Source organism: Pyxidicoccus xibeiensis (assembly GCF_024198175.1).
Taxonomy (GTDB): Bacteria; Myxococcota; Myxococcia; order Myxococcales; family Myxococcaceae; genus Myxococcus; species Myxococcus xibeiensis.
Genome location: NZ_JAJVKV010000005.1, coordinates 25778 through 44372, shown reverse-complemented (window position 1 = coordinate 44372; position 18595 = coordinate 25778). Strand labels below are relative to the sequence as shown.

The window sequence follows — 18595 nt, the reverse complement described above, 5'->3', positions numbered from 1 at the left end:
AGTCATGAAGAAGGAGAGTCGAGGGGCCGTGGGAGAGCGGAGCCGGCGGGCCATCCTGGACGCCGCGCTGGACTGCTTCACGCGGCTGGGCTGGGCGGCGACGACCATCGAGGACATCCGCGAGGTCAGCGGCGCCAGCGTGGGCAGCGTGTACCACCACTTCGGCGCGAAGGAGGGCATCGCCGTGGCCCTCTACCTGGACTGCCTGCGCCAGCATCAGGACACGCTGAAGCTCCAGCTCGAGAAGGCCACCGACGCGGAGTCCTTCGTGCGCGCCGTGGTCATCCACACCATCACCTGGTCGCGGGCGAACCCGGACGCCGCGCGCTACCTCATCCGGATGCGCCGCGAGGACGCGGTGGCCGCCGCCGAGCCGGAGCTGCAGGAGGCGACGGGAGGCTTCCTGCTCGAAGGCATCAACCGGCTGAAGGCGTACGCCCGGGACGGCCAGCTGCTGAAGCTGCCCTCGTCCGCGTACCTGCCGCTGCTGCAGGGCCCGGCGCAGGAGCTGCTGCGCCACTGGGCGGGAGGCAGGATGGAGCTGAAGCCCGGCATCGAGAAGGTGCTGGCCGACGCGGCCTGGCGGTGCCTGCGTCCGGAGCCCACCGGCAGGAGGGAGCCATGATGCTGGAGACGCCCCTGGACGCCGGAGCGGTGCGGGCCGAGGACGTCCTCATCCCCGCGCGGGACGGCGTGAAGCTGGCGGCGACGCTGTACGAGGGCCCTCGGAGCAACGGGGTGGCCGTGCCACTCAACCCGGCGACGGCGGTGCCACGCCGGTACTACGACGCCTTCGCGCGCTTCCTGGCGGGCCGGGGCTTCACGGTGGTGACGTACGACTACCGGGGCATGGGGGAGTCGAAGCTGGAGCCCTCCGCGCTGCGGCGTGCGCGCTTCCAGGACTGGGGCGAGCTGGACGCGCCGGGCGTGCAGGACTGGCTGGTGGCGCACCGGCCCGCGCACCGGCTGGCGCTGGTGGGACACTCGGCGGGAGGGCAGATGCTGGGGCTCGCGGAGTCCGTGTCGCGCCTGCGCGCGGTGCTGCTGATTGCCCCGCCGCACGGCTGGTGGCGCAACTGGCGGGGCGCGGATGCCGCGAAGCTGGCGCTGCTCTGGTACGGGCTGATGCCGGTGACGACGCGGGTGCTGGGCTACTTCCCGTGCCGGCTCGCGGGCATGGGGAACCTGAACCTGCCCGGAGGCATTGCCCGTCAGTGGGCGCGGTGGGCGCGAAGCCGCCACTACGTGTCCGACGAGCACGGCGCCCCGCTGCGCCCCTACAACGACCGCCTGCGGGCGCCGCTGCGCGTCTACAGCTTCTCGGACGACTTCATCGCGCCGGAGCCCTCGGTGCGGGCGCTGCTCGACTACTACCCGCGGGCGAAGCGCGAGTACCTGTACCGCACGCCCGCGCAGCTGGGCGTGGAGCGCGTGGGCCACTTCGGCTGGTTCCGCCCCACCCTGCCCCAGGCTCTCTGGGCCGCAGAGGCGGACTGGCTGGAGCAGAACGCGCTGGCGGACGACGGAGCGGAGTAGCTCAGCGCTCCGCCAGGGCCCAGGCGATGGCGTCGTCCATGCGGTCCTGGCCGAAGAACAGCTCGCCCCGGGTGACGCAGTTGGGAGCGCCGAAGATGCCCAGCGCGGCGGCCTGCTCGGTGTTCGCCCGGAGCCGGGCCTTCACGTCGGCGCTGACGGCCTGGGCCAGCACGGGCTCCGGGTCGACGCCGAGGCCCTTCAGCACGTCCGCCAACACCGCTGCCTCGGCGATGTCGCGGTCCTCGGCGAAGTTGGCTCGGAACACGCCACGGATGAAGTCCCCGAGCCAGGGCTGTCCCTCACCCGCGCACGCCACGCGAAGCGGGAGCACGCTGGCCCGGGGAAACACCGCGGGCCGCCGCCATGGAAGGCCATGCTTCGCGCACAGCCGCTCCAGGTCGCGCCACATGTACTTCCCGCGCACGGGGTTCACGTTGAAGGGCGAGTCCTTGATGCCGAGCTGCGCGGTGAACAGGGGCCCCAGCAGGAACGGCTTCCACACGAGCGGGACGCCCGCGGCCCGGCATGCCTCCTCGACGCGCATCGCGCCCACGTACGAGTAGGTGCTCCCGAACTCGAACCAGAACTCCAGCGTCCTGTCTTGCTCCACGGTCTTCACCCCGGCGATGTGCGCTTCGACTCGAATCCTGGCCGGAAGGCACAGGAGCAGCCTGGAGACAACGCCGCCAGCGGGAAGCGGAAGGCCCGCTGGCGACCCACGTCCACGAAGCCACCGGGACGCGGCCTCCGTTCGCTACACGGTGGCGCCCGTGCCACCACTGCCAACGCCGCCATCGCCACCGTGAAGCGCGAGGATGACGGTACCGCCACAGCCGCGAGGACCGCCACGAAGCCGGGTCTTGATCCGCATGTGTGTTCTCCCTCTCTGGCGCGTGGCCCCTGCCACGCACGGTCTCGATAATACACATGCCTTGTCAGGGACATGGGGCTGCAACTGCAACTGATGACCGCCTCACGATGCGCGGTTGTGTCAGGTGCGGGCTTCCCGGGCTCAGGGCTGGTTCCGCGAGAATGGCTCCATCTGGGCCGCCAGCGCCCGCTGGAACGCCGGCCGCGCCTCGCAGCGTTCCTTGTAGGCCTTCAGCGCAGGCAGGGAGTCCAGCAGGTTCGTGTGGCGGAGGATGCGGAGCACCGACGTCATCATCAGGTCGCCGGCGCTGAAGCGGCCCTCCAGGTACTCGCGGTCGCCCAGCGAGGTGGCGAGCTCCGACAGCCGGAGCCTGACCATCTTCTCCACGTCCGGCCGGTGGAGCTTTGCCCACTCCTCGCCAGCGGCGAAGAGGTCCATCTCCGCGAGCTGCATGACGTGAATCTCGATGGAGTTGAGCGCCGCGAACACCCAGGTCATGGCGCGCGCCCTGCCAGCCGCATCGGCCGGGAGGAGCGCCTCGCCGCGGGTCGCGATGTGCAGCACGATGGCCCCCGACTCGAAGAGGACCAGCCCATCCTCCTCGAACACCGGCACCTGCCCGAACGGCTGGAGGGCGCGGTAGTCGGCGGACGCCTGGACCTCGGAGTCGATGAGCCTCGCCCGGTACGGCAGGCCCGCCTCCTCGAGTGCCCACCGTACGCGGAGGTCTCTCACCACGCCCTGCGCGAACGGGGGCACCCACTTGAATGCGCTGACGGTAATCATGTCCCGGTATCTCCTGGTCGGTGAGCGGTGTGTGGGCGGACTGTCGGCGCGGTGCAAAATATGCTCAAGAACATAGATTGAGCCCGCGCGAGGATGGTCCGCACGGAGGACAGCCATGCCGTACACCCCAGAACACAAGGCGCGCACGCGCGCGAGAATCGTCGAGAGCGCCAGGGTCATGTTCAACCGCCACGGCTTCGACCAGGTCTCCATCGACGACGTGATGAAGTGCGCGGGCTTGACGCGCGGCGGCTTCTACAACCACTTCGCCAGCAAGGACGAGCTGTACGCCGAGGCGGTGCGGAGCTTCACGACCTGCAACCCGTTCGTGAAGCTCCAGGAGGGCCGCACAGGGCCAGCCCCCTCGGCCCGCCAGCTCGCACGCGAGCTCATCGACCTGTACCTCTCGGATGAAATCCTGCGGGACGTCGACAAGCACTGCCCGCTCATCGCGCTCCCCTCGGACGTGGCACGCGCCGGCCTGGAGCCCCGCGCCGCGTACACCACCGTGGTGGAGAACCTGGCCCATGTCTTCCGGGCGGCCTTCCCGCCGGGCGACAGGGACGCCGAGCGCAAGGCGCACCTCATCGTCAGCCTCTGCGTCGGCGGCATGGTGCTCGCGCGGACGACGGATGACCCGCGCCTGCGGAAGCAGCTCCGCGCCACCGCCCGCGCGGAGTCACTCGCCGTCCTCGAACGCTGAGCGGCACGGACCCGCACCGACAGCGAAACCACTGTCCGCTGCCGGGCCTCGACCGGCACACGAACTGCGTGAACCACTGCGGCGACACCGCCGGGTAGCCCCCCTGGAGCCGGGCGCCATGTCCGACGAAGGCCGTGGCGACCTGACCCGGCAGTTCGAGCAGCTCAGGGTTGGCGCCGGCACCGCTCGCGCCCGTGGGCCGAGACACACATCTCCGGAGGCGCCCGCGAGCCGCGCTGGACGAACCGGCATCCCGGGTTCGCCTCCTCACCGCCGAAGTTCCAGGTGCAGCGCAGCAGGCCGCGCAACGTCGAGCCGTCCGAGCCCCGTGCGAACGCATCGAGCGTGCGCGGGCCACCGGCTTCCAGCGGCGCCTGCCACTCGCCCAGCTCGAGCGTCCAGGCATCGTCCCGCACCGCCTCCATGGGCAGCTTCAGCACGGCGTTCCGGTAGACGAGCTCCGGCCCCTGCCCCTCGGTGAGGACCTCGAAGAAGCTCCCGCCCTCACGGCTGCCGAAGCTCATGCGGCCCGCCATCCGCAGGATGCCCCGGCGGTCAATGACCTGGAGCCCGTCTCCACCGAGCTGCAGCGCGCCGGCGAACAGCAGGACGTCGGCCTCCAGGGCGCCCCCCGCGAAGTAGCGCCCCACGCCGGGCGGCGAGGGCTCGGCATACGGGTGCTCCACCCGGCGCAGCTCCAGGCGCGTGGGCTCGTGACAGGTGACGTCGAAGCGGTCCTCATAGCGGATGGCGCCGCCTGGCACCCGCACGCGGACCCGCACCTCATGGGGCACGTCCGGCTCCGCGGCGCAGAGCACGTTCAGCCTGTAGCGACTCGTCAGGCGGCCTTCCGGGTAGTCCTGCCGGGTGACCTCGAGGTCCATCCCCTGGGGAGCGTCCACCTCCAGCTCCGTCCCCGCGAAGTCCCACCGCTCGACGCGCTCCGCGCCTTCTGGGGCGGCGTCTTCCGGCCAGGTCCGCACGTCGTCGATGAGGAACAGCGTCCGCAGGCCCATGGCCACCGGCGCGAGCGGAGCCCGGACGTAGAGCTGGTGCTGCTTGCCCGTCCCCCGTGGCTCGTCGTCGTAGCGCCCGCCACACGCGGCCAGCAGACACAGCAACGCCACCCCGCGGACGCACCGCGCCCTCAATGCCTGCTCAATCATGAGCCATCATCCTCCAGGCGCCCGTGATGCCCGGCCCATGCAACGGGCAGCAGGGTTCTACACGGACCTCGCGGTGGATGAGCGGAGAAGAATGGCGAGACAGAAAGCAGCCGCCAGCCGGCAGTTCGTGCCCGCTGGCGGCCTTGCGGCGAGGACGCCGCTACTCGCGACTAGTTCGCCTGCTGGACCACATCAATCCCGCCGCCGCCGTAGATGGGGCCGGGGTAGGGAACGAGGACACCGCCACAGCCGCGAGGACCGCCACGAACCTTGGTCTTGATCTGCATGTGTTACTCCCCTTTTGAACAGCGTGAGAAATTCACGCTGGGGATTGATAACACGCACTCGCGGTGAATGCTACCCGAATACCAGTACAACTCAAGTTACAAGCGTTCCAGCACTGCGGCCACGGCCTGCCCGCCACTGGTGCACAGGGCGACGAGGGCGATGTTCCCCCCGCGCCGCTCCAGCTCATCCAGGGCGGTGCCCACCAGCATGCTGCCGGTGGCGCCCAGCGGGTGGCCCAGGGCGATGGCGCCGCCGTTGACATTGACGCGCTCCGGGTCCACCTCCAGCGCGCGCGTCGTCTGCAGCACCACGGCCGCGAAGGCCTCGTTGATTTCCCACAGGTCCACGTCTCGCGCCGTCAGGCCCGCGGCCTTGAGGGCCTTGGCGGCGGCGGGAGCCGGTCCGGTCAGCATCAGCACCGGGTCGCTGCCCACGGCCGACACGGCCCGCACGCGGGCGCGGGGCTTCAGCCCGTGCGCCCGCACGTAGTCGCGGGACGCCACGAGCACCGCCGCCGCGCCATCCACGATGCCGCTGGACGTCCCCGCCGTGTGGAGGTGACGCACCGCACCGGCCCTCGGGTACGCGCGCAGCGCCAGCGCGTCGAGCGTCTCGCCTCCGGGCTCCGCGGGCTGCGCGCCCACCGACGTGAAGGACGCGGAGAGCGCGGCCAGCTTCTCGCGGGTGGTGTCCGCGCGCGGAGCATCGTCCACCGAGAGGAGCACCTCACCGGTGTCCGGGTGCTTCACGTCGAAGAGGCTCCGCTTGAAGTGCCCCTCCGCCTGGGCCCGGGCCGCGAGCTGCTGTGAGCGCAGGCCGAACGCGTCCAGCTCCTCGCGGGTGAAGCCCTCCAGGGTGGCGATGAGGTCCGCGCAGATACCCTGGGGCACCTGGTGGAAGCGGCGCCGCAGGCGGGTGTTGCCACCATCCGTGCCGCCGCCGTCCGCGCCCAGCCCCAGCCGGCTCATCTGCTCGACGCCGCCGGACACGACGAGGTGCTGCGCACCGGACGCCACGCCCATGGCGGCCAGCGACAGCGCCTGCAGGCCGGAGCCACAGAAGCGGTTGAGGCTGAAGCCCGGTACGGTGATGGGCCAGCCCGCGGCGAGCAGCGCCTGGCGGGCGATGTTGGCCCCCTGCTCGTCAATCTGGGCCACGCAGCCCACCACCACGTCATCCACCTCCGACACGTCGACGCCCGTGCGGAGCGGGAGCTGATTCAGCGTCTGCGCCAGCAGCTCCTGCGGGTGCAGCCCGCTGAGCGCGCCCTTCCCCGGCTTCGCGCGGGCGCGCGGAGTCCGGACCGCATCCAAGATGAACGCTTCCATGGACAACCCCTCCCACTCCTCGCGTGGGGGGCCATCCCCCTTCGCGTCACGACAACCATATTATGGTCATAATCTGGTCGCAATGCGAAGTGCCCAGGCGTGGCCAGCGGTAACCATCCAACATCCGGATGATGTGTATAATGTGGTCCACGAGGTGAGCGAGGATGGGACATCCCCCGGAGCAGAAGCAGGCCACGCATGAGCGCATCCTGGAGGCGGCGGGCGCGCTGTTCCGCCGGCAGGGCTTCTCCGCGACGAGCGTGGAGCACGTGATGCGGGCGGCGGGGCTGACGGTGGGAGGCTTCTACGCGCACTTCAACTCGAAGCAGGCGCTGCTCGTCGAGTCGCTCGCGCGCATCATGGGGACGCGGCGTACCGAGTGGTTCCAGGGGCTGGAGGACCTGCGGGGCGCGGAGTGGCTGAGCCACGTGGTGCGGCGCTACGTCTCCCGGGCACACCGGGACGCCGAGGTGCCCGCGTGTCCCCTGCCCCAGGTGCTCGCGGACGTGATGCGGGCGGAGGAGCCCGTGAAGCAGACGCTCGCGGACGGGACGGAGGGGATGGTGAAAGACATCGCCGCCCACCTGTCCGGGGATGCCCGCGCGAGTGCCCGGGAGCGGGCGCTGGCCACGTACGCCCTGTGCATCGGCGCGCTGACCCTGGCGAAGGCCACCCGGGGGACGCCCCTCTCGGACGAAGTGCTCGTCGCGGCCCGCCGCGTCGCGGTGCTGATGGCGGAGACGGAGCCGCCCGGCGCCTGACACTCCTCCACGCACTTCGCGGGAGGCCCGCTGGACGAGCTCCAGCAGGGTCAGGAAGTCACCGTCGTCTACGACCCGGCGAACCCCGGCGAGCACATGCTCGACGTGGACCACATCCGGCGTGCGGATGCCGCGCTGCGCCGGCTCTGACGCCTCCGCTGGAGGAACTGGACGGGCCGCGGACCAGGCGGGCGGCGGAGCCCGGCTCCCCCGCTCGCGTCAGTCGGGCCGGCGCCGTTACAACGTCGCATCCGTCACTCACACCCTCTTGGAGCCGCTGACAAAAGAGGGCACGGATGGGCCAGGAGACGAGCTGTCGGACCCTTGACGGGACGTCGGACTTCAGCGACGCGCTGCTGCGGAGCCTCCTGGAAGCTTCCACGCCACTTCCCCTCCCCCGCCCGGGCGCCCTCCTGGGTGGACAGCAGGGGAGGCGCTTCGAGCTTCACGAGCAGCTGGGCCGGGGTGGCATGGGACAGGTCTTCCGCGCCTGGGACTCGGTGCTGCGGCGCCACGTCGCGCTCAAGTTCATGCAGCCCCTCGAGGAGGTCTCCGGCCCGCTGCTCAGCTCGCTCCTCGAGCAGGAGGCGCGAGCCATCGCCCGGCTCGACCACGACAACATCATCCGCATCTTCGATGTCTCGGAATGGCGGGCAGGTCCCTCCGCCGTCGTCCCCTTCCTCGTCATGGAGCTCCTGAAGGGGCAATCCCTCTCCACCTGCCTGCGGCGGGGTGCCCTGGAATGGCACGAGGCCGTGGCCCTCTTCCGGGACGTGCTCGCGGGGCTGGCCCACGCCCATGCGCACGAGGTCATCCACCGCGACCTCAAGCCGGGCAACGTCTTCGTCCTCGAAGGGGGGCGCGCCAAGCTCCTCGACTTCGGTCTGGCGCGGCTCGCGGCGGGCCCGGACAGCGCCGCCACCCGCGGCCTTCACCCCGTGGGCTCGCCCGCCTACATGGCCCCGGAGCAGTGGCGGGAGGCACCGCATGATGCCCGCACCGACCTGTGGGCCGCGGGGCTGCTGTTCTACCTGCTGCTGACGGGGCAGCACCCCTGTCCCGGCGGCTCGATGAGAGCCATGCGTGACTGGGCGCTCTCCCCCAGGCCGCTGCCCTCCGTTCGAGCCCGCCGCCCGGAGCTTCCCGCGGAGGTGGACCTCCTGCTCGGCAAGGCCACGGCCCCGGAGCCCGCGCACCGCTTCCAGTCCGTCCACGAGCTGGCGTGCCAGTTGGAGGCGCTGGAGCAGCGGCGCGAGGCCGCGCGCACCGCCCCGGCCGAGCCCCGGCGCGCCCAGGTCACCTTCGTCTGCTGTCTCATGGCACGCCCCGACGAGCCGCTCGATGAGGAGGCGCTCGGGGAGCTGCAGGCCGCCTTCCAGCAAGCGTGCTCGGAACACCTCCTGCGGCAGGACGGCACGGTGCTGCAGTGCATGGGAGACGAGGTGCTCGGATGCCTTGGCCACCCACGCTCCGATGAAGACGCGCTGCCGCGCGCCGTGCGGGCGGGGCTGGAGCTGGCCACGATGCCGCGCGCGCGCTTCTCCGTCCGGGTGGGGCTGCATACGGCCTCGGTCGTCCTGAGCCCCCTCGCGGCACGCCACAGCGGCGCCTCCGCGGCCATCCAGGGAGACGCGCACCTGCTGGCGGTCCGGGCGGCGCGCCAGGCGGAGGCCGGCGCGGTGCTGCTGAGCCAGAGCACGTTCCAGGGGCTTCGAGGCGCCTTCGTCACGGAGCCCCTTGCCTCGCAGCCGGGGCCCGTCGCCCTCCACCGCCTGCTGCGGGAGCGCCAGGAGCCGCTGCGCTTCGAGCGGATGTCTCCTCCAGGCCTGTCGCCGCTGGTGGGGAGGAGCGAGGAGCTGCGCCAGCTCCGGGAGCACTGGGCGCGGGCGCGCGAGGGACACGGCGCCCTCCTCCTGCTCCAGGGTGAAGCCGGCATTGGCAAGTCCCGGCTGCTGCGGGAGCTGCGCGCGCAGGTGGGCCCCGAGGCGGGGTGCCAGGTCGCGGCGCAGTGCTGGCAGGAGTCCAGCACCAGTCCCCTCTTCCCGTTCAGCCAGCTGCTGCGACAGCTCTTCGCCCTGCCCGCGGAGGCCTCACCGGAGCAGTGGCGGCGGCGCGTGCGCCAGACGCTGGAGGCGCTCGGCGGCTCGCGTGAGGAGCTCCTGCCGCTGCTCGAATCCCTGCTCTGTCTGCCCGGCGCCGAGGCCCCATGCCCTGAAGGCGCGCAGCGCCGGCAGGCCCAGTTCCTGGAGCTGCTCGTCAGCCTCCTCCTGGAGCTGACCGGAGCCAGGGACGCGGCGGCCCGCCCGGCGCTGCTCATCATCGAGGACCTCCACTGGGCGGACCCCTCCACCCTGGACCTGCTGAGGTACCTGCTCGCCCGGACGCGGTCGGCCCGGCTCTGCGTGCTGCTCACCGCCCGTCCCGAGCTCCAGCTGCCCCTCGCCACCGCGTCCGGGTTCCACAGGCTCGTCCTGCCGCGCCTGTCGGTGGAGCACACCACGGCCCTGGTGGCCGAGGTGACGCGCGGCCAGCACCTCTCCGAGGACAAGCTCCGGCACCTGCGCGAGAAGACCGACGGCAACCCGCTCTTCATCGAGGAGATGGCCCGCATGTTCCTGAGCGAGGCCGCGACTGCCCGAGGCCACGCGAACGCCCCGGCCATTCCCATTCCCCTGCAGGCCCTGCTGCAGGCCCGGCTGGACTCACTTCCCCGCGAGCAGCGGGACCTGGCCCGGCGCTGCGCCATCCTCGGCGGTGGCTTCTCCCCGTCCCTGCTCGCCGCCTGCGTGGAGGAGCCGGCCGAGGCGCTGCGTCCCGGACTCGAGGCGCTGGTGGCCGCCGGGCTCCTCCGGAGGAATGACGCGGCACGGGAGGCGCGGTACGAGTTCCGCCATGCCCTGTTGCAGGAGCAGGCGCGCGAGTCGCTGCCCCCTCCCGAGCGGCGCAGGGTCCACCAGCGCATCGCCTGGCACCTGGCCGAGCACGTCGCGGAGCCCTCCGGGTTCCCTCCGGAATGGGTGGCCCACCACTTCACCCAGGCGCGGGAGTGGGCCCAGGCCCATCACTGGTGGAAGGAGGCGGGGCGGCTGGCCATGGGGCACCGGGCCTACACGGAGGCCGTGCATCACTACCAGCAGGCCAGGAACGCGCTGGCCCAGCTCCCCTCGGGGACGGCCCGTGTGGCGGAGGAGCTGCGGCTGCTGCTGGAGATGGGCGTGCCGATGCTGCTCACCCGGAGCACCCAGGACGAGGTGAAGGACCTCTTCCTCCACGCCCGGGAGCTGTGTCACCAGACCGGGGAGGCCGACCTGCTCCCGCCAGCGCTCTCCGGCCTCTTCTTCTGGCATGTCCAGCGGGCCCACTACGCGGCCGCGCTCGACATGGCGAAGGCCCTGGTCGACGTGGGCGAGCGCACGGGCTCCCCGGAAGTGCAGGGCGTGGGGAGCCTGTGGCTGGGCGACTGCCTGTTCCTCCAGGGCCGGTTCCGGCCGGCGCTGGACCACTTCGAGCGGGCCCGCGAGCTGCTGGGCCCGGAGTTCGACCTCGAGCGGGAGCGGGCGCTGTCGAAGGTGTATTGCTATTCACCTCGCGTGCTGGCGTGTGTCATCCCGGCCCTGGCGCGGCTCCTGCTCGACGGCCCCTGTCCGGAAGCCGTGAGCAACTGTGAGCAGGCCTTGCGACACCTCGAGACGCTGCGCTGCCCCATGACGGAGTCCCTCGCGCTCGTCTATGCGAGCGTCTTCTTCCAGCAGTGTGGAGACCTGGAGCGCGCCCACGCCCTGTCCGCGAAGCTGACTCCGCTGACGGTGCACTACAACCTGTCGAGCTGCGTCGGAGTGGCGGAGGCCCTGCACGTGTGGGGCCTGGAGAAGCGGGGGAAGGCCGGAGGGCTGCGCGCGTGCATCCAGAAGTGGGCCGACGCGGGGATGCGCAAGGGAATGCCCTACTGCTTCGTCCTGCTGGCCGACCTGCACCTGGGGTGCGGGGAGCTCGAGTCCGGGCTGGAGGCCGTGGACGAGGCCCTGGGCTGGGTGGAGGCGCTCGACGAGCGCAGCGTCGAGGCCGAGCTCCACCACCTGAAGGGGCAGCTGCTCTGGCGGAGGGGTGACGAAGACGCGGCACGCGCCAGCCTCCACCGGGCGCTGGAGGTGGCCCGGCACCAGGAGAGCCGCTTCTTCGAACGCCGGGCCATGGAGACCCTGGAGCTGCTGCACCTGCCCCGCAACCATTCCGAATAGAGCGTGTTGGAGCCCGGAGCGCGCCGTGGAAGCGGCGGCCGCCAGCGGGAATGAGCCGGCTGGCCATGAGGAGGCGTCTGCTTTGAGCAAGCCGAGCATGTGGATGCGGTGGTGTGCCCCCGTTGCGCTGGGGCTGGGACTGGTCATGGGGTGCGGAGCGGGGCCGGAGCCCGCGACGGCTCCGCCGGCCGGGACGCTGGAGCAAGGCGTGAGCACCTGCACCGGGCCCACGGGAGCCATCTGCCGGCTCGTCACGCCCGCGGAGGCGGGGACACCCGGCTCGGGGAAGTACCCCGAGCCGCACGTCGTCATGCGTCCCCGGCAGCCGACGAAGGCGGAGCTCGTCGTCTTCCTGCCAGGCACGGGCGGCTGGCCCGAAGCCTATCTCGACGGGCAGCACCTGGACGCCGACCACAACCTGTATGCCAGCGCGACCTCCAAGGGCTACCGCGCCATCGGGCTCACGTACCAGAACCAGCCGTCCATCGGTCAGCTCTGCGGCGTGAATGATGCCTGCTTCCTCGCCACCCGCCGCACGCTCATCACCGGCGACGTTCAGCCCGGCAGCGCGGTGACCTCGCTGTCGCGGGAAGACGCCATCATCCCCCGGCTCACCCGGCTGCTCGTGTACCTGCGCGACACGGGGGACCCTTCCGGCAACTGGGGCAGCTTCCTCGTGAACCCCACCTGCACCGTGGCGTGCCGGCTCAACCCGGCGAAGCTCATCCTCTCCGGGCACTCGCAGGGCGGCGGCCACGCGGGCGTCATCGGCAGGGACTACGGCGTGCGCCGCGTCGTCATGCTCGCCTCGCCCTGCGACGCGCTCGGCGGCGTGGGGCCCATCGCAAGCTGGTCCCTGCCGCCGCTCACCACGGCGCCCGGCGCCGACACGTACCGCGGCCTCGTGGCCCGCGGCCGGAGCCCCAGCGGCTACACCGTTGACGCGTGCGACGCGGACGCCGTCAGACACTGGGCGCCCGAGCGGCTGAACGCGCAGTGGACCCGCTTCACCAGCACCACGGGGCTGTGCCCCACGGAGCCGCACGCCTGCGTGGCGCGGGACGCACAGCTCTTCCCCGAGTGGCAGAACCTGTGGCCGTAGGGCCGCCCGGTGACGCCTCCACCGGCGGCCGTCGTCCAGCATGCCGGCCTCAGGGCACGTACGCCGTCCAGTCCACGTAGGCATACCGCGTCGAGTTCGGCGGCTGGGTCGCCAGCGGGCGGCTGGGCGGCGTCCAGTCATTCGTATGCCAGGTGTTGGTCAGGAAGTGGGAGCTGTTGGCGGGGATGCGCGAGGCCGGCCCCTGGTAGTCCCACAGCGTGATTCGCTGGCCGCTGGTGGGGTGGACCACCCACCACGTCACGCGGCTCGCCGTCCAGGTGAAGCCATACTCGTAATACGCCGTGCTGGAGTTGTACCCCGGCAGTGCCGGAATCGTCGCGGGCAGGTTCTCGTTGCCCGCGAGCGGCTGGCAGGGCCCGCTGAAGCTCTCGTAGTAGCAGGTGGAGTGGAGGGTGCCGGTGGCCAGGTTGAGGATTCGCGAGACGCGCCGATGCGCGGTGGGCCCGAAGTCCGTGTACATCGTGAGGTAGATGACCTGGGGCTCGGCACACAGCCACTCGAAGTCAATCTCGCTGTTGTCCGGCAGGCCATTGCCGTTGTAGTCGCCGCCGTCATTGAAGTACGTGAAGAAGCCCGTGACGATGCCCGTGTTCGGCTGCGTCGAGCAGCTCGGGGTCTTCAGCCGGGTGGTGAACGTCCCGTACTTGTAGCGCGCCGAGCTCTCCTGGGTGATGCCTCCGCCGACCCCCGCCGCCGGGTAGGCCGACAGTCGCAGCCGCAGCGCGCGCCCATCCGTCGTGCCGGACTGCGAGACAGACGACGCCGAGTTCGCGGCTCCGCCGTAGCTGTAGAAATAGGGTGACGGATACGACGCCCAGTTCTCGGTGAAGGGTGCTGCCCCCGCCAGGCCCGGCACGCTCAGGAGCAGCGCGGAAATCGTTCCCAACGGAAAGCTCCAGCTTGGCTTCTTCATGTCGTGAACTCCCTTGGTGAAGCGTCCAGGCAACAGAGGAGAGGTCTGCTGTATTTTCCGGGTCATCGCAGCCTGTCGCTAAGTTGAGCCCATGCCGATACACGAGCGCTTCGAAGTCACGCAGGGGCAGTGGACTCTCACAGGCGAGCACGCGGGCCGGGGGCCGGCGCTGGTGTTCCTGCACGCGGGCGTGGCGGACCGGCGGATGTGGCGCACCGAGCTCGAGGCCTTCGCCTCCACCCACCACGCGCTTGCGTATGACCGGCGCGGCTTCGGAGAGAGTCGTGGAGTGCCCGGGCCCTTCAGCCACGTGGACGACCTGGCCGCCGTGCTCGACTCGCTCGGCGCGCGCCAGGCGGTCCTCGTGGGCTGCTCTCAGGGCGGACGGGTGGCCCTCGACTTCACGCTCGCGCATCCGGACCGGGTGCGAAGCCTCGTGCTCGTCGCCCCCGCGGTGAGCGGTGCTCCTGTCCCCGCCGAGCCCGCGCCCTCGGTGGCCCGCCTCTCGGCGCACCTCGAGGAGGCGGAGGCCCGGGGCGACGTGGAGCGCGTCAACGCCCTGGAGGCCCACCTGTGGCTGGACGGCCCGGACAGCCCCGAGGGCCGGGTGGGTGGCGCGGCGCGTGCGCTCTTCCTCGACATGAACGGCATCGCGCTGCGCGCACCGTCACCCGGCGTGGAGCGCGAGCCCCCACCGGCGCTGCCGAGGCTCGGCGAGCTGCGCGTGCCGACGCGGGTGGTGTGCGGAGACCTCGACGTGCCGCACCTCCAGGAGCGCTGCGCCCTGCTCGCGCGCGGCATCCCGGGCGCGGACCTGCGGGTGATGGCGGGCTGCGCGCACCTGCCCAACCTCGAGCAGCCCCGCGCCTTCGCGCTGCGGGTTCGCGAGCTGCTCGAGCGGCTGGGCGCCTGACGCGGCGCCGTCACTCAATCGTGGAGTTCGTCACCACGATGGGCGTATCCGCGTGATTCGAGATCTGGGGATACGTCGGGTACCACGAGCCGCCCGTGTTGTTCCGGATGACCGAGCGGTCGATGCGGATGTCGCCCGAGTGGTCGTTGCTGACGAAGAAGATGGCGCTGCCGTGGGCGTTGACCTCGTTGTGCTCGATGCGCGTGCCACAGAGGGACAGCGTCATCCTGTTGCCGTCGTTGTAGATGGCCGCGCCGCTGCCGCCGCCCGGAGTGCCCGCCCTGGCGGGATTCGCCCCATTCCCGATGGCCCGGTTGTAGGAGAAGAGGCTGTTGATGACGGTCCACGACACGCCGATGCTGCTGATGCCGCCGCCGTTGGAGCAGACGCCGCCGTAGCCCTGCTTGCCGCCGAACGTCGTGTTCACCACGTAGACGGGCCGCCCCTCGTACTGGCTGAACACGCGGATGGCGCCGCCGCCCACGTCGGGCCCGACATCGGCGCAGACGTTGTTGAAGAAGCGGGAGTTGATGACCTTCAAGCGCCCGCCGCGCACCCAGACTGCTCCGCCGCCGTCGAACTCGGTCTCCGTCTTGGAGCTGGCGTCCACGAACGTCAGGTTCTGGAGCGTCAGCCGGGGGTGGTCCTGGTTCTGGCAGTGCGAGGTCGTCCACTTCTGCGCCTCGTCGCAGGTGTTCATGTAGAGGATGCGGTGCCTGCCCGCTCCGCTGAGCGTCACCAGCCCCTTGCCGTCGATGACGATCTCCGGCCCCTTGTCGTTGAAGACCTTCGCCGTCTGCTCGAGGGTGATGGTGACCGGCTCCGGCCCGCAGTCGAACGTGATGACCCCGCCCCGGGCCACGGCGTCGACGAAGGCCGCACTGGTGCAGCTCCCCGGAGTCCCCGTACCGACGACGGTGGTGGGCCTGGAGACGTCGGCGAGGCCCGCCTCCGCCGGGATGCTGCACGTGGCCTCCGCATTCGGATTGCCGGCGGGCGGGCCGTCCTTGGGATTGGTCAGCGGGTTGGGCACTTCCACGCCCGGCGCGTCATCGCCCGAGCAGCCCGCCGTGCAGGCGAGCGCCACTCCCGCGGCCAGCGAGAGGACCGCGGGGAACCGACGAAGTCTCTTGGGGTACATGAAGTCTCCGGAAGGGAGACAGTGTAGAGGCAGCAAGCCGCGGCCCGGAAGGCCAGGAGGCGACGCGCGCCTCAGCGCTCACTGGCGGAGACCTCGGCGAGCACGAGGTGCTCGTACGGCGCGAGCGGCTCCTCGTCGAGGCCGATGGGCGAGAGGAAGCGCTCTCGCAGCCCCCGAGGGGTGGGCTGGTCCAGGACGCGATACCCGGCGCCGGAGAGGAACGCAGGGGCTGCCGCTGGAGCGATTCCCCACCGGAGGGGCTCCCCCGTGAGCCGGAGCGAGAAGCGAATCAGCCTCCCGAGCAGCCGCCCGGCGAAGACCACGCGCGGCTGCCCCTCCTCGTCCACCTCCATGGAGCTGAAGGCCAGCCGGCTTCCAGGGCCGGTGCACGCGCGCACCTGGGCGAGGAACGCTGTGACCTGCGCGGGCGCCAGGTACATGAGGAGCCCCTCGGCCACGACGACGCTCCGGACGTCGGCGCGCCAGCCCGTCGGCCGCAGGACTTCCTCGAGTGACTTCGATGCGAGGTCCGCGGCGAGGACGACGTGGTTGGGCCGCGCGAGCCCGGCCCCCTGGATGCCGGCGCGCTTGGGCTCCGCCGTGGCCGGTGCATCGACCTCGACGCACGTCACGTCCGGATGACGGCGGGCCACGCTCACCGCCAGCGGGTCGAACCCGGCGCCGACCACGAGCACCTGCCGCGCACCCTCGGCGAGGGCCTGCTCGACGGCCTCGTGCATCCAGCGCTTGCGCACCCCGAACCACAAGAGCTGGCCCCGCCCGAGGAGCCGCTCCGCGGTCTCATACAGCCGCGCCCCCGTGCGCCCGCGCATCATGTCGACCTCGCGCCGCCGCACCGCGCCGGATGCTCGCAGGAGGGCTTCGACCGTTTCCGCGGCCCCGGAGGGCAGCACCCGCTCGAGCCGGGGAGTCGAGTCGAGCAGCAGCATGAAGCGGGCAATCTTGGTCGCGGTGCCGCTGGGGCGGGCTCTCGTCACGGAGTGCATCTTCGGCTCCAGGGCCAGCGTGGTCGACCCGCTGGCTGGCAGGGCTGTGCGATGTCCGACGACAGAAGTCGAAGCAGCGCGGGAAGCGCCGGGCGCAGGCGCCCTCAGTACATCGAGCGGCGCGTGAAGCCGACGAGGGCGGCCAGTGGCAGCACCGAGCGCGGCAGGTAGGGCAGGCGCCACATGCCGCCGTGGTTGGCCCCCTGCATGATGAGCTCCAGCGGGTGCCGCAGCGGCACCCGGGGGTCGGACAGCGCCGCCGGGTTTCGCAGGTCATGCACCCAGAGCGCCGCCATCAACGCGTTGGTGGTCGCGGGCTCGAAGATCTCCACGCCGAAGGTGGAGGCACCCCGGAAGCCGGCGGCCAGCAGGGGGTTCTTCACCACCGAGTGCGTCGCGGTGGACGGCGCCACGTTGATGGACACGCGCTGCCCCGCCGCTCGCGAGACGAGGGCCCGCCACTGTTGCAGCCGCTTGGCCAGCGCGTAGTTGGGCCCCTGCTGCAGGATGATGCAGTCCACCGTGCCATAGCGCTGGCCGTTGCTGCTCTCGACGATGCGGCTGACATTCGGCTGGTAGAGGGCGCCACGGCTCACCCCGCGCAGCGTGGCCTGGGTGGCGCGCCCGAGCGCGGCCCGCTGTCCGTAACGTGCGGCCGCCGCGCGGGTGACGTCCTCGGGCACGGCGAACACGTCCGTCGGCGTCGCCATGTACGCGAGCGAGGTGGCCGGCCGGGCCTCGCAGAGCGCCGTGACGATGGCATCCATCGCCACCGACACGCGCACGTGCCGCTCACCGTCGAGATAGGCGAGCGAGGCCACGTCGAGGTCCCCGGGAAGGGAGCGCAGCCAGGCCGCCAGCTCCGGCGTCTGGGTGAGCAGGTCCGCGCCCGCGTGGGCGAGCACATGCTCGGCGCCCTCCCCTCCCGACGCTGTGGAGGCCACCGGGGCGAGGAGCCGGCCATTGCCCGAGGACGCGAGGTCGACGAGCCGCTGCCATACGCGGGGGCGCTGGAGGTCCACGGCGGCGACATTCGCGCGCCAGCGCATGAGCCACGGGAACGGCCCCGCCTCCGAGGCCGCGCCGAGCAGCACCAGCGTCCGGTCGGAGAGGTCCAGCCACGCCGGGTTGCGCTGCACCAGCCGGAGCGCCTCGGCATGCGAGGCCTCGATGACGCTCGCGCGCTCCCAGGCGTCCAGCTGCCGCAGGAGTGCGTCACCGGAGAGGCTCTGACCGCGGTAGGGCACCTCCCACGTCGTGGGGGCGGTGCGAGCCCGCCCTTCGAGCGTGGCCGTGCGGAAGCCCTCCGCCGCGGGCGAGGCCATCGCCGTATCGAGGGTGCGCGGCTGCCCGTCACGCCAGAACTGGAACGCCCGCCGCGTCGCCTCCAGGCCGGCGCGCGCGATGGCGATGGCATTCTCGGGGCGCTCCAGCGAGTGCTCCACCAGTTGCCGCAGATAGTGCGGATAGCGCTCGCGCCAGCGCCGCTCCGCGCGCAGTTCCCCCGAGGCCCCGGCGCCCATGGCGTCGAAGGCCGCCTCGAAGACGGCCCGTGCGGTCTCCGACGTGCTGCGCCGCCCGTCCGGGGTGGACGGGAACTGAATGCCGCTGTCACTGCCACTCGCGCTCGTCATCCTGCCCCCTGTTCGGGGCGGCAGCATGTACAGGCGGGGTTGCGCCATTCAATGACGGAATGGCCGTCCCCTCCTTCCACACGGCTCCGGAGCGCTTCGTCACAAACTCCCGCTCATCGTCGGGGCCGTGGCAGCTGGCCCTGGCGTGTCGCGGCCATGCTCGTCCTGCTCGCCCAGCCCGTGGGCG

15 protein-coding genes and 1 pseudogene are annotated in these 18595 nt (G+C 71.6%); 8 read left to right on the top strand and 8 right to left on the bottom strand.

Going from position 1 to position 18595, the window contains the following annotated elements; translation table 11 throughout:
- Positions 1 to 4: 4 nt before the first annotated feature.
- The gene (locus LXT23_RS22905; protein WP_253982399.1) at positions 5 to 625 is read left to right on the top strand and encodes a TetR/AcrR family transcriptional regulator; all 621 of its coding nucleotides are present in this window, start codon (positions 5 to 7) and stop codon (positions 623 to 625) included.
- The gene (locus LXT23_RS22900; RefSeq protein ID WP_253982398.1) at positions 622 to 1536 is read left to right on the top strand and encodes an alpha/beta hydrolase family protein; all 915 of its coding nucleotides are present in this window, start codon (positions 622 to 624) and stop codon (positions 1534 to 1536) included. The genes LXT23_RS22905 and LXT23_RS22900 overlap by 4 nt, the downstream gene beginning before the upstream one ends.
- Before the next feature lies 1 nt (position 1537).
- Here the strand turns inward: LXT23_RS22900 and LXT23_RS22895 are convergent, their stop codons facing one another.
- Positions 1538 to 2146, bottom strand: coding sequence for a 2-hydroxychromene-2-carboxylate isomerase (locus tag LXT23_RS22895; protein ID WP_253982397.1), 609 nt, complete (start codon positions 2144 to 2146; stop codon positions 1538 to 1540).
- A 402-nt stretch (positions 2147 to 2548) separates the two neighbouring features.
- Positions 2549 to 3193 (bottom strand): glutathione S-transferase family protein, encoded by a 645-nt coding sequence (locus LXT23_RS22890; protein ID WP_253982396.1) that lies wholly within the window; start codon positions 3191 to 3193, stop codon positions 2549 to 2551.
- Positions 3194 to 3308: 115 nt separating this feature from the next.
- On the opposite strand from LXT23_RS22890, the gene LXT23_RS22885 reads away from it, so the two are divergent.
- Positions 3309 to 3896, top strand: a complete 588-nt coding sequence (locus tag LXT23_RS22885) for a TetR/AcrR family transcriptional regulator (protein ID WP_253982395.1) — start codon at positions 3309 to 3311, stop codon at positions 3894 to 3896.
- A gap of 164 nt (positions 3897 to 4060) precedes the next feature.
- Here LXT23_RS22885 and LXT23_RS22880 read toward each other — a convergent pair whose 3' ends face one another.
- Positions 4061 to 5062, bottom strand: coding sequence for a hypothetical protein (locus LXT23_RS22880; protein WP_253982394.1), 1002 nt, complete (start codon positions 5060 to 5062; stop codon positions 4061 to 4063).
- A 383-nt stretch (positions 5063 to 5445) separates the two neighbouring features.
- Positions 5446 to 6678: an acetyl-CoA C-acyltransferase gene (locus tag LXT23_RS22875; RefSeq protein WP_253982393.1), complete on the bottom strand. Its 1233-nt coding sequence runs from the start codon at positions 6676 to 6678 to the stop codon at positions 5446 to 5448.
- Positions 6679 to 6842: 164 nt separating this feature from the next.
- On the opposite strand from LXT23_RS22875, the gene LXT23_RS22870 reads away from it, so the two are divergent.
- The 4 genes and pseudogenes from LXT23_RS22870 (at position 6843) to LXT23_RS22860 (ending at position 12779) form a co-directional block, all read left to right on the top strand.
- A complete protein-coding gene (locus LXT23_RS22870) occupies positions 6843 to 7439 on the top strand; it encodes a TetR/AcrR family transcriptional regulator (protein ID WP_253982392.1) in 597 nt (198 codons plus the stop codon).
- A gap of 21 nt (positions 7440 to 7460) precedes the next feature.
- Positions 7461 to 7589, top strand: a pseudogene (locus tag LXT23_RS50685) (DUF3592 domain-containing protein); the annotation flags it as partial.
- A 146-nt stretch (positions 7590 to 7735) separates the two neighbouring features.
- The gene (locus LXT23_RS22865; protein WP_253982391.1) at positions 7736 to 11677 is read left to right on the top strand and encodes a protein kinase domain-containing protein; all 3942 of its coding nucleotides are present in this window, start codon (positions 7736 to 7738) and stop codon (positions 11675 to 11677) included.
- 82 nt (positions 11678 to 11759) lie between these two features.
- Positions 11760 to 12779, top strand: coding sequence for a hypothetical protein (locus LXT23_RS22860; RefSeq protein ID WP_253982390.1), 1020 nt, complete (start codon positions 11760 to 11762; stop codon positions 12777 to 12779).
- Positions 12780 to 12828: 49 nt separating this feature from the next.
- Here LXT23_RS22860 and LXT23_RS22855 read toward each other — a convergent pair whose 3' ends face one another.
- Entirely contained in the window at positions 12829 to 13713 is an 885-nt protein-coding gene (locus tag LXT23_RS22855) for a glycoside hydrolase family 16 protein (RefSeq protein WP_253982389.1), read from the bottom strand.
- Positions 13714 to 13804: 91 nt separating this feature from the next.
- Here LXT23_RS22855 and LXT23_RS22850 point away from each other — a divergent pair, with 91 nt between their 5' ends.
- Positions 13805 to 14626, top strand: coding sequence for an alpha/beta fold hydrolase (locus LXT23_RS22850; RefSeq protein WP_253982388.1), 822 nt, complete (start codon positions 13805 to 13807; stop codon positions 14624 to 14626).
- 10 nt (positions 14627 to 14636) lie between these two features.
- Here the strand turns inward: LXT23_RS22850 and LXT23_RS22845 are convergent, their stop codons facing one another.
- The 3 genes from LXT23_RS22845 to LXT23_RS22835 all read right to left on the bottom strand — a co-directional run bounded on the left by LXT23_RS22845 (position 14637) and on the right by LXT23_RS22835 (position 18408).
- Positions 14637 to 15767: a hypothetical protein gene (locus LXT23_RS22845; protein WP_253982387.1), complete on the bottom strand. Its 1131-nt coding sequence runs from the start codon at positions 15765 to 15767 to the stop codon at positions 14637 to 14639.
- A 71-nt stretch (positions 15768 to 15838) separates the two neighbouring features.
- Positions 15839 to 16765, bottom strand: a complete 927-nt coding sequence (locus LXT23_RS22840) for a class I SAM-dependent methyltransferase (RefSeq protein ID WP_253982386.1) — start codon at positions 16763 to 16765, stop codon at positions 15839 to 15841.
- A 113-nt stretch (positions 16766 to 16878) separates the two neighbouring features.
- Positions 16879 to 18408 carry a serine/threonine-protein kinase gene (locus LXT23_RS22835; RefSeq protein WP_253982385.1) on the bottom strand — a complete coding sequence of 510 codons (1530 nt, stop codon included), beginning with the start codon at positions 18406 to 18408 and terminating at the stop codon, positions 16879 to 16881.
- Positions 18409 to 18595 lie beyond the last annotated feature (187 nt).

Excerpts from the sequence above, each read along its gene's own strand:
- LXT23_RS22905 (WP_253982399.1), top strand. The coding sequence starts at position 5 with ATGAAGAAGGAGAGTCGAGGGGCCGTGGGAGAGCGGAGCCGGCGGGCC.
- LXT23_RS22900 (WP_253982398.1), top strand. The coding sequence starts at position 622 with ATGATGCTGGAGACGCCCCTGGACGCCGGAGCGGTGCGGGCCGAGGAC.
- LXT23_RS22890 (WP_253982396.1), bottom strand. The coding sequence starts at position 3,193 with ATGATTACCGTCAGCGCATTCAAGTGGGTGCCCCCGTTCGCGCAGGGC.
- LXT23_RS22885 (WP_253982395.1), top strand. The coding sequence starts at position 3,309 with ATGCCGTACACCCCAGAACACAAGGCGCGCACGCGCGCGAGAATCGTC.
- LXT23_RS22880 (WP_253982394.1), bottom strand. The coding sequence starts at position 5,062 with ATGATTGAGCAGGCATTGAGGGCGCGGTGCGTCCGCGGGGTGGCGTTG.
- LXT23_RS22875 (WP_253982393.1), bottom strand. The coding sequence starts at position 6,678 with ATGGAAGCGTTCATCTTGGATGCGGTCCGGACTCCGCGCGCCCGCGCG.
- LXT23_RS22870 (WP_253982392.1), top strand. The coding sequence starts at position 6,843 with ATGGGACATCCCCCGGAGCAGAAGCAGGCCACGCATGAGCGCATCCTG.
- LXT23_RS22865 (WP_253982391.1), top strand. The coding sequence starts at position 7,736 with ATGGGCCAGGAGACGAGCTGTCGGACCCTTGACGGGACGTCGGACTTC.
- LXT23_RS22855 (WP_253982389.1), bottom strand. The coding sequence starts at position 13,713 with ATGAAGAAGCCAAGCTGGAGCTTTCCGTTGGGAACGATTTCCGCGCTG.
- LXT23_RS22850 (WP_253982388.1), top strand. The coding sequence starts at position 13,805 with ATGCCGATACACGAGCGCTTCGAAGTCACGCAGGGGCAGTGGACTCTC.
- LXT23_RS22845 (WP_253982387.1), bottom strand. The coding sequence starts at position 15,767 with ATGTACCCCAAGAGACTTCGTCGGTTCCCCGCGGTCCTCTCGCTGGCC.
- LXT23_RS22835 (WP_253982385.1), bottom strand. The coding sequence starts at position 18,408 with ATGACGAGCGCGAGTGGCAGTGACAGCGGCATTCAGTTCCCGTCCACC.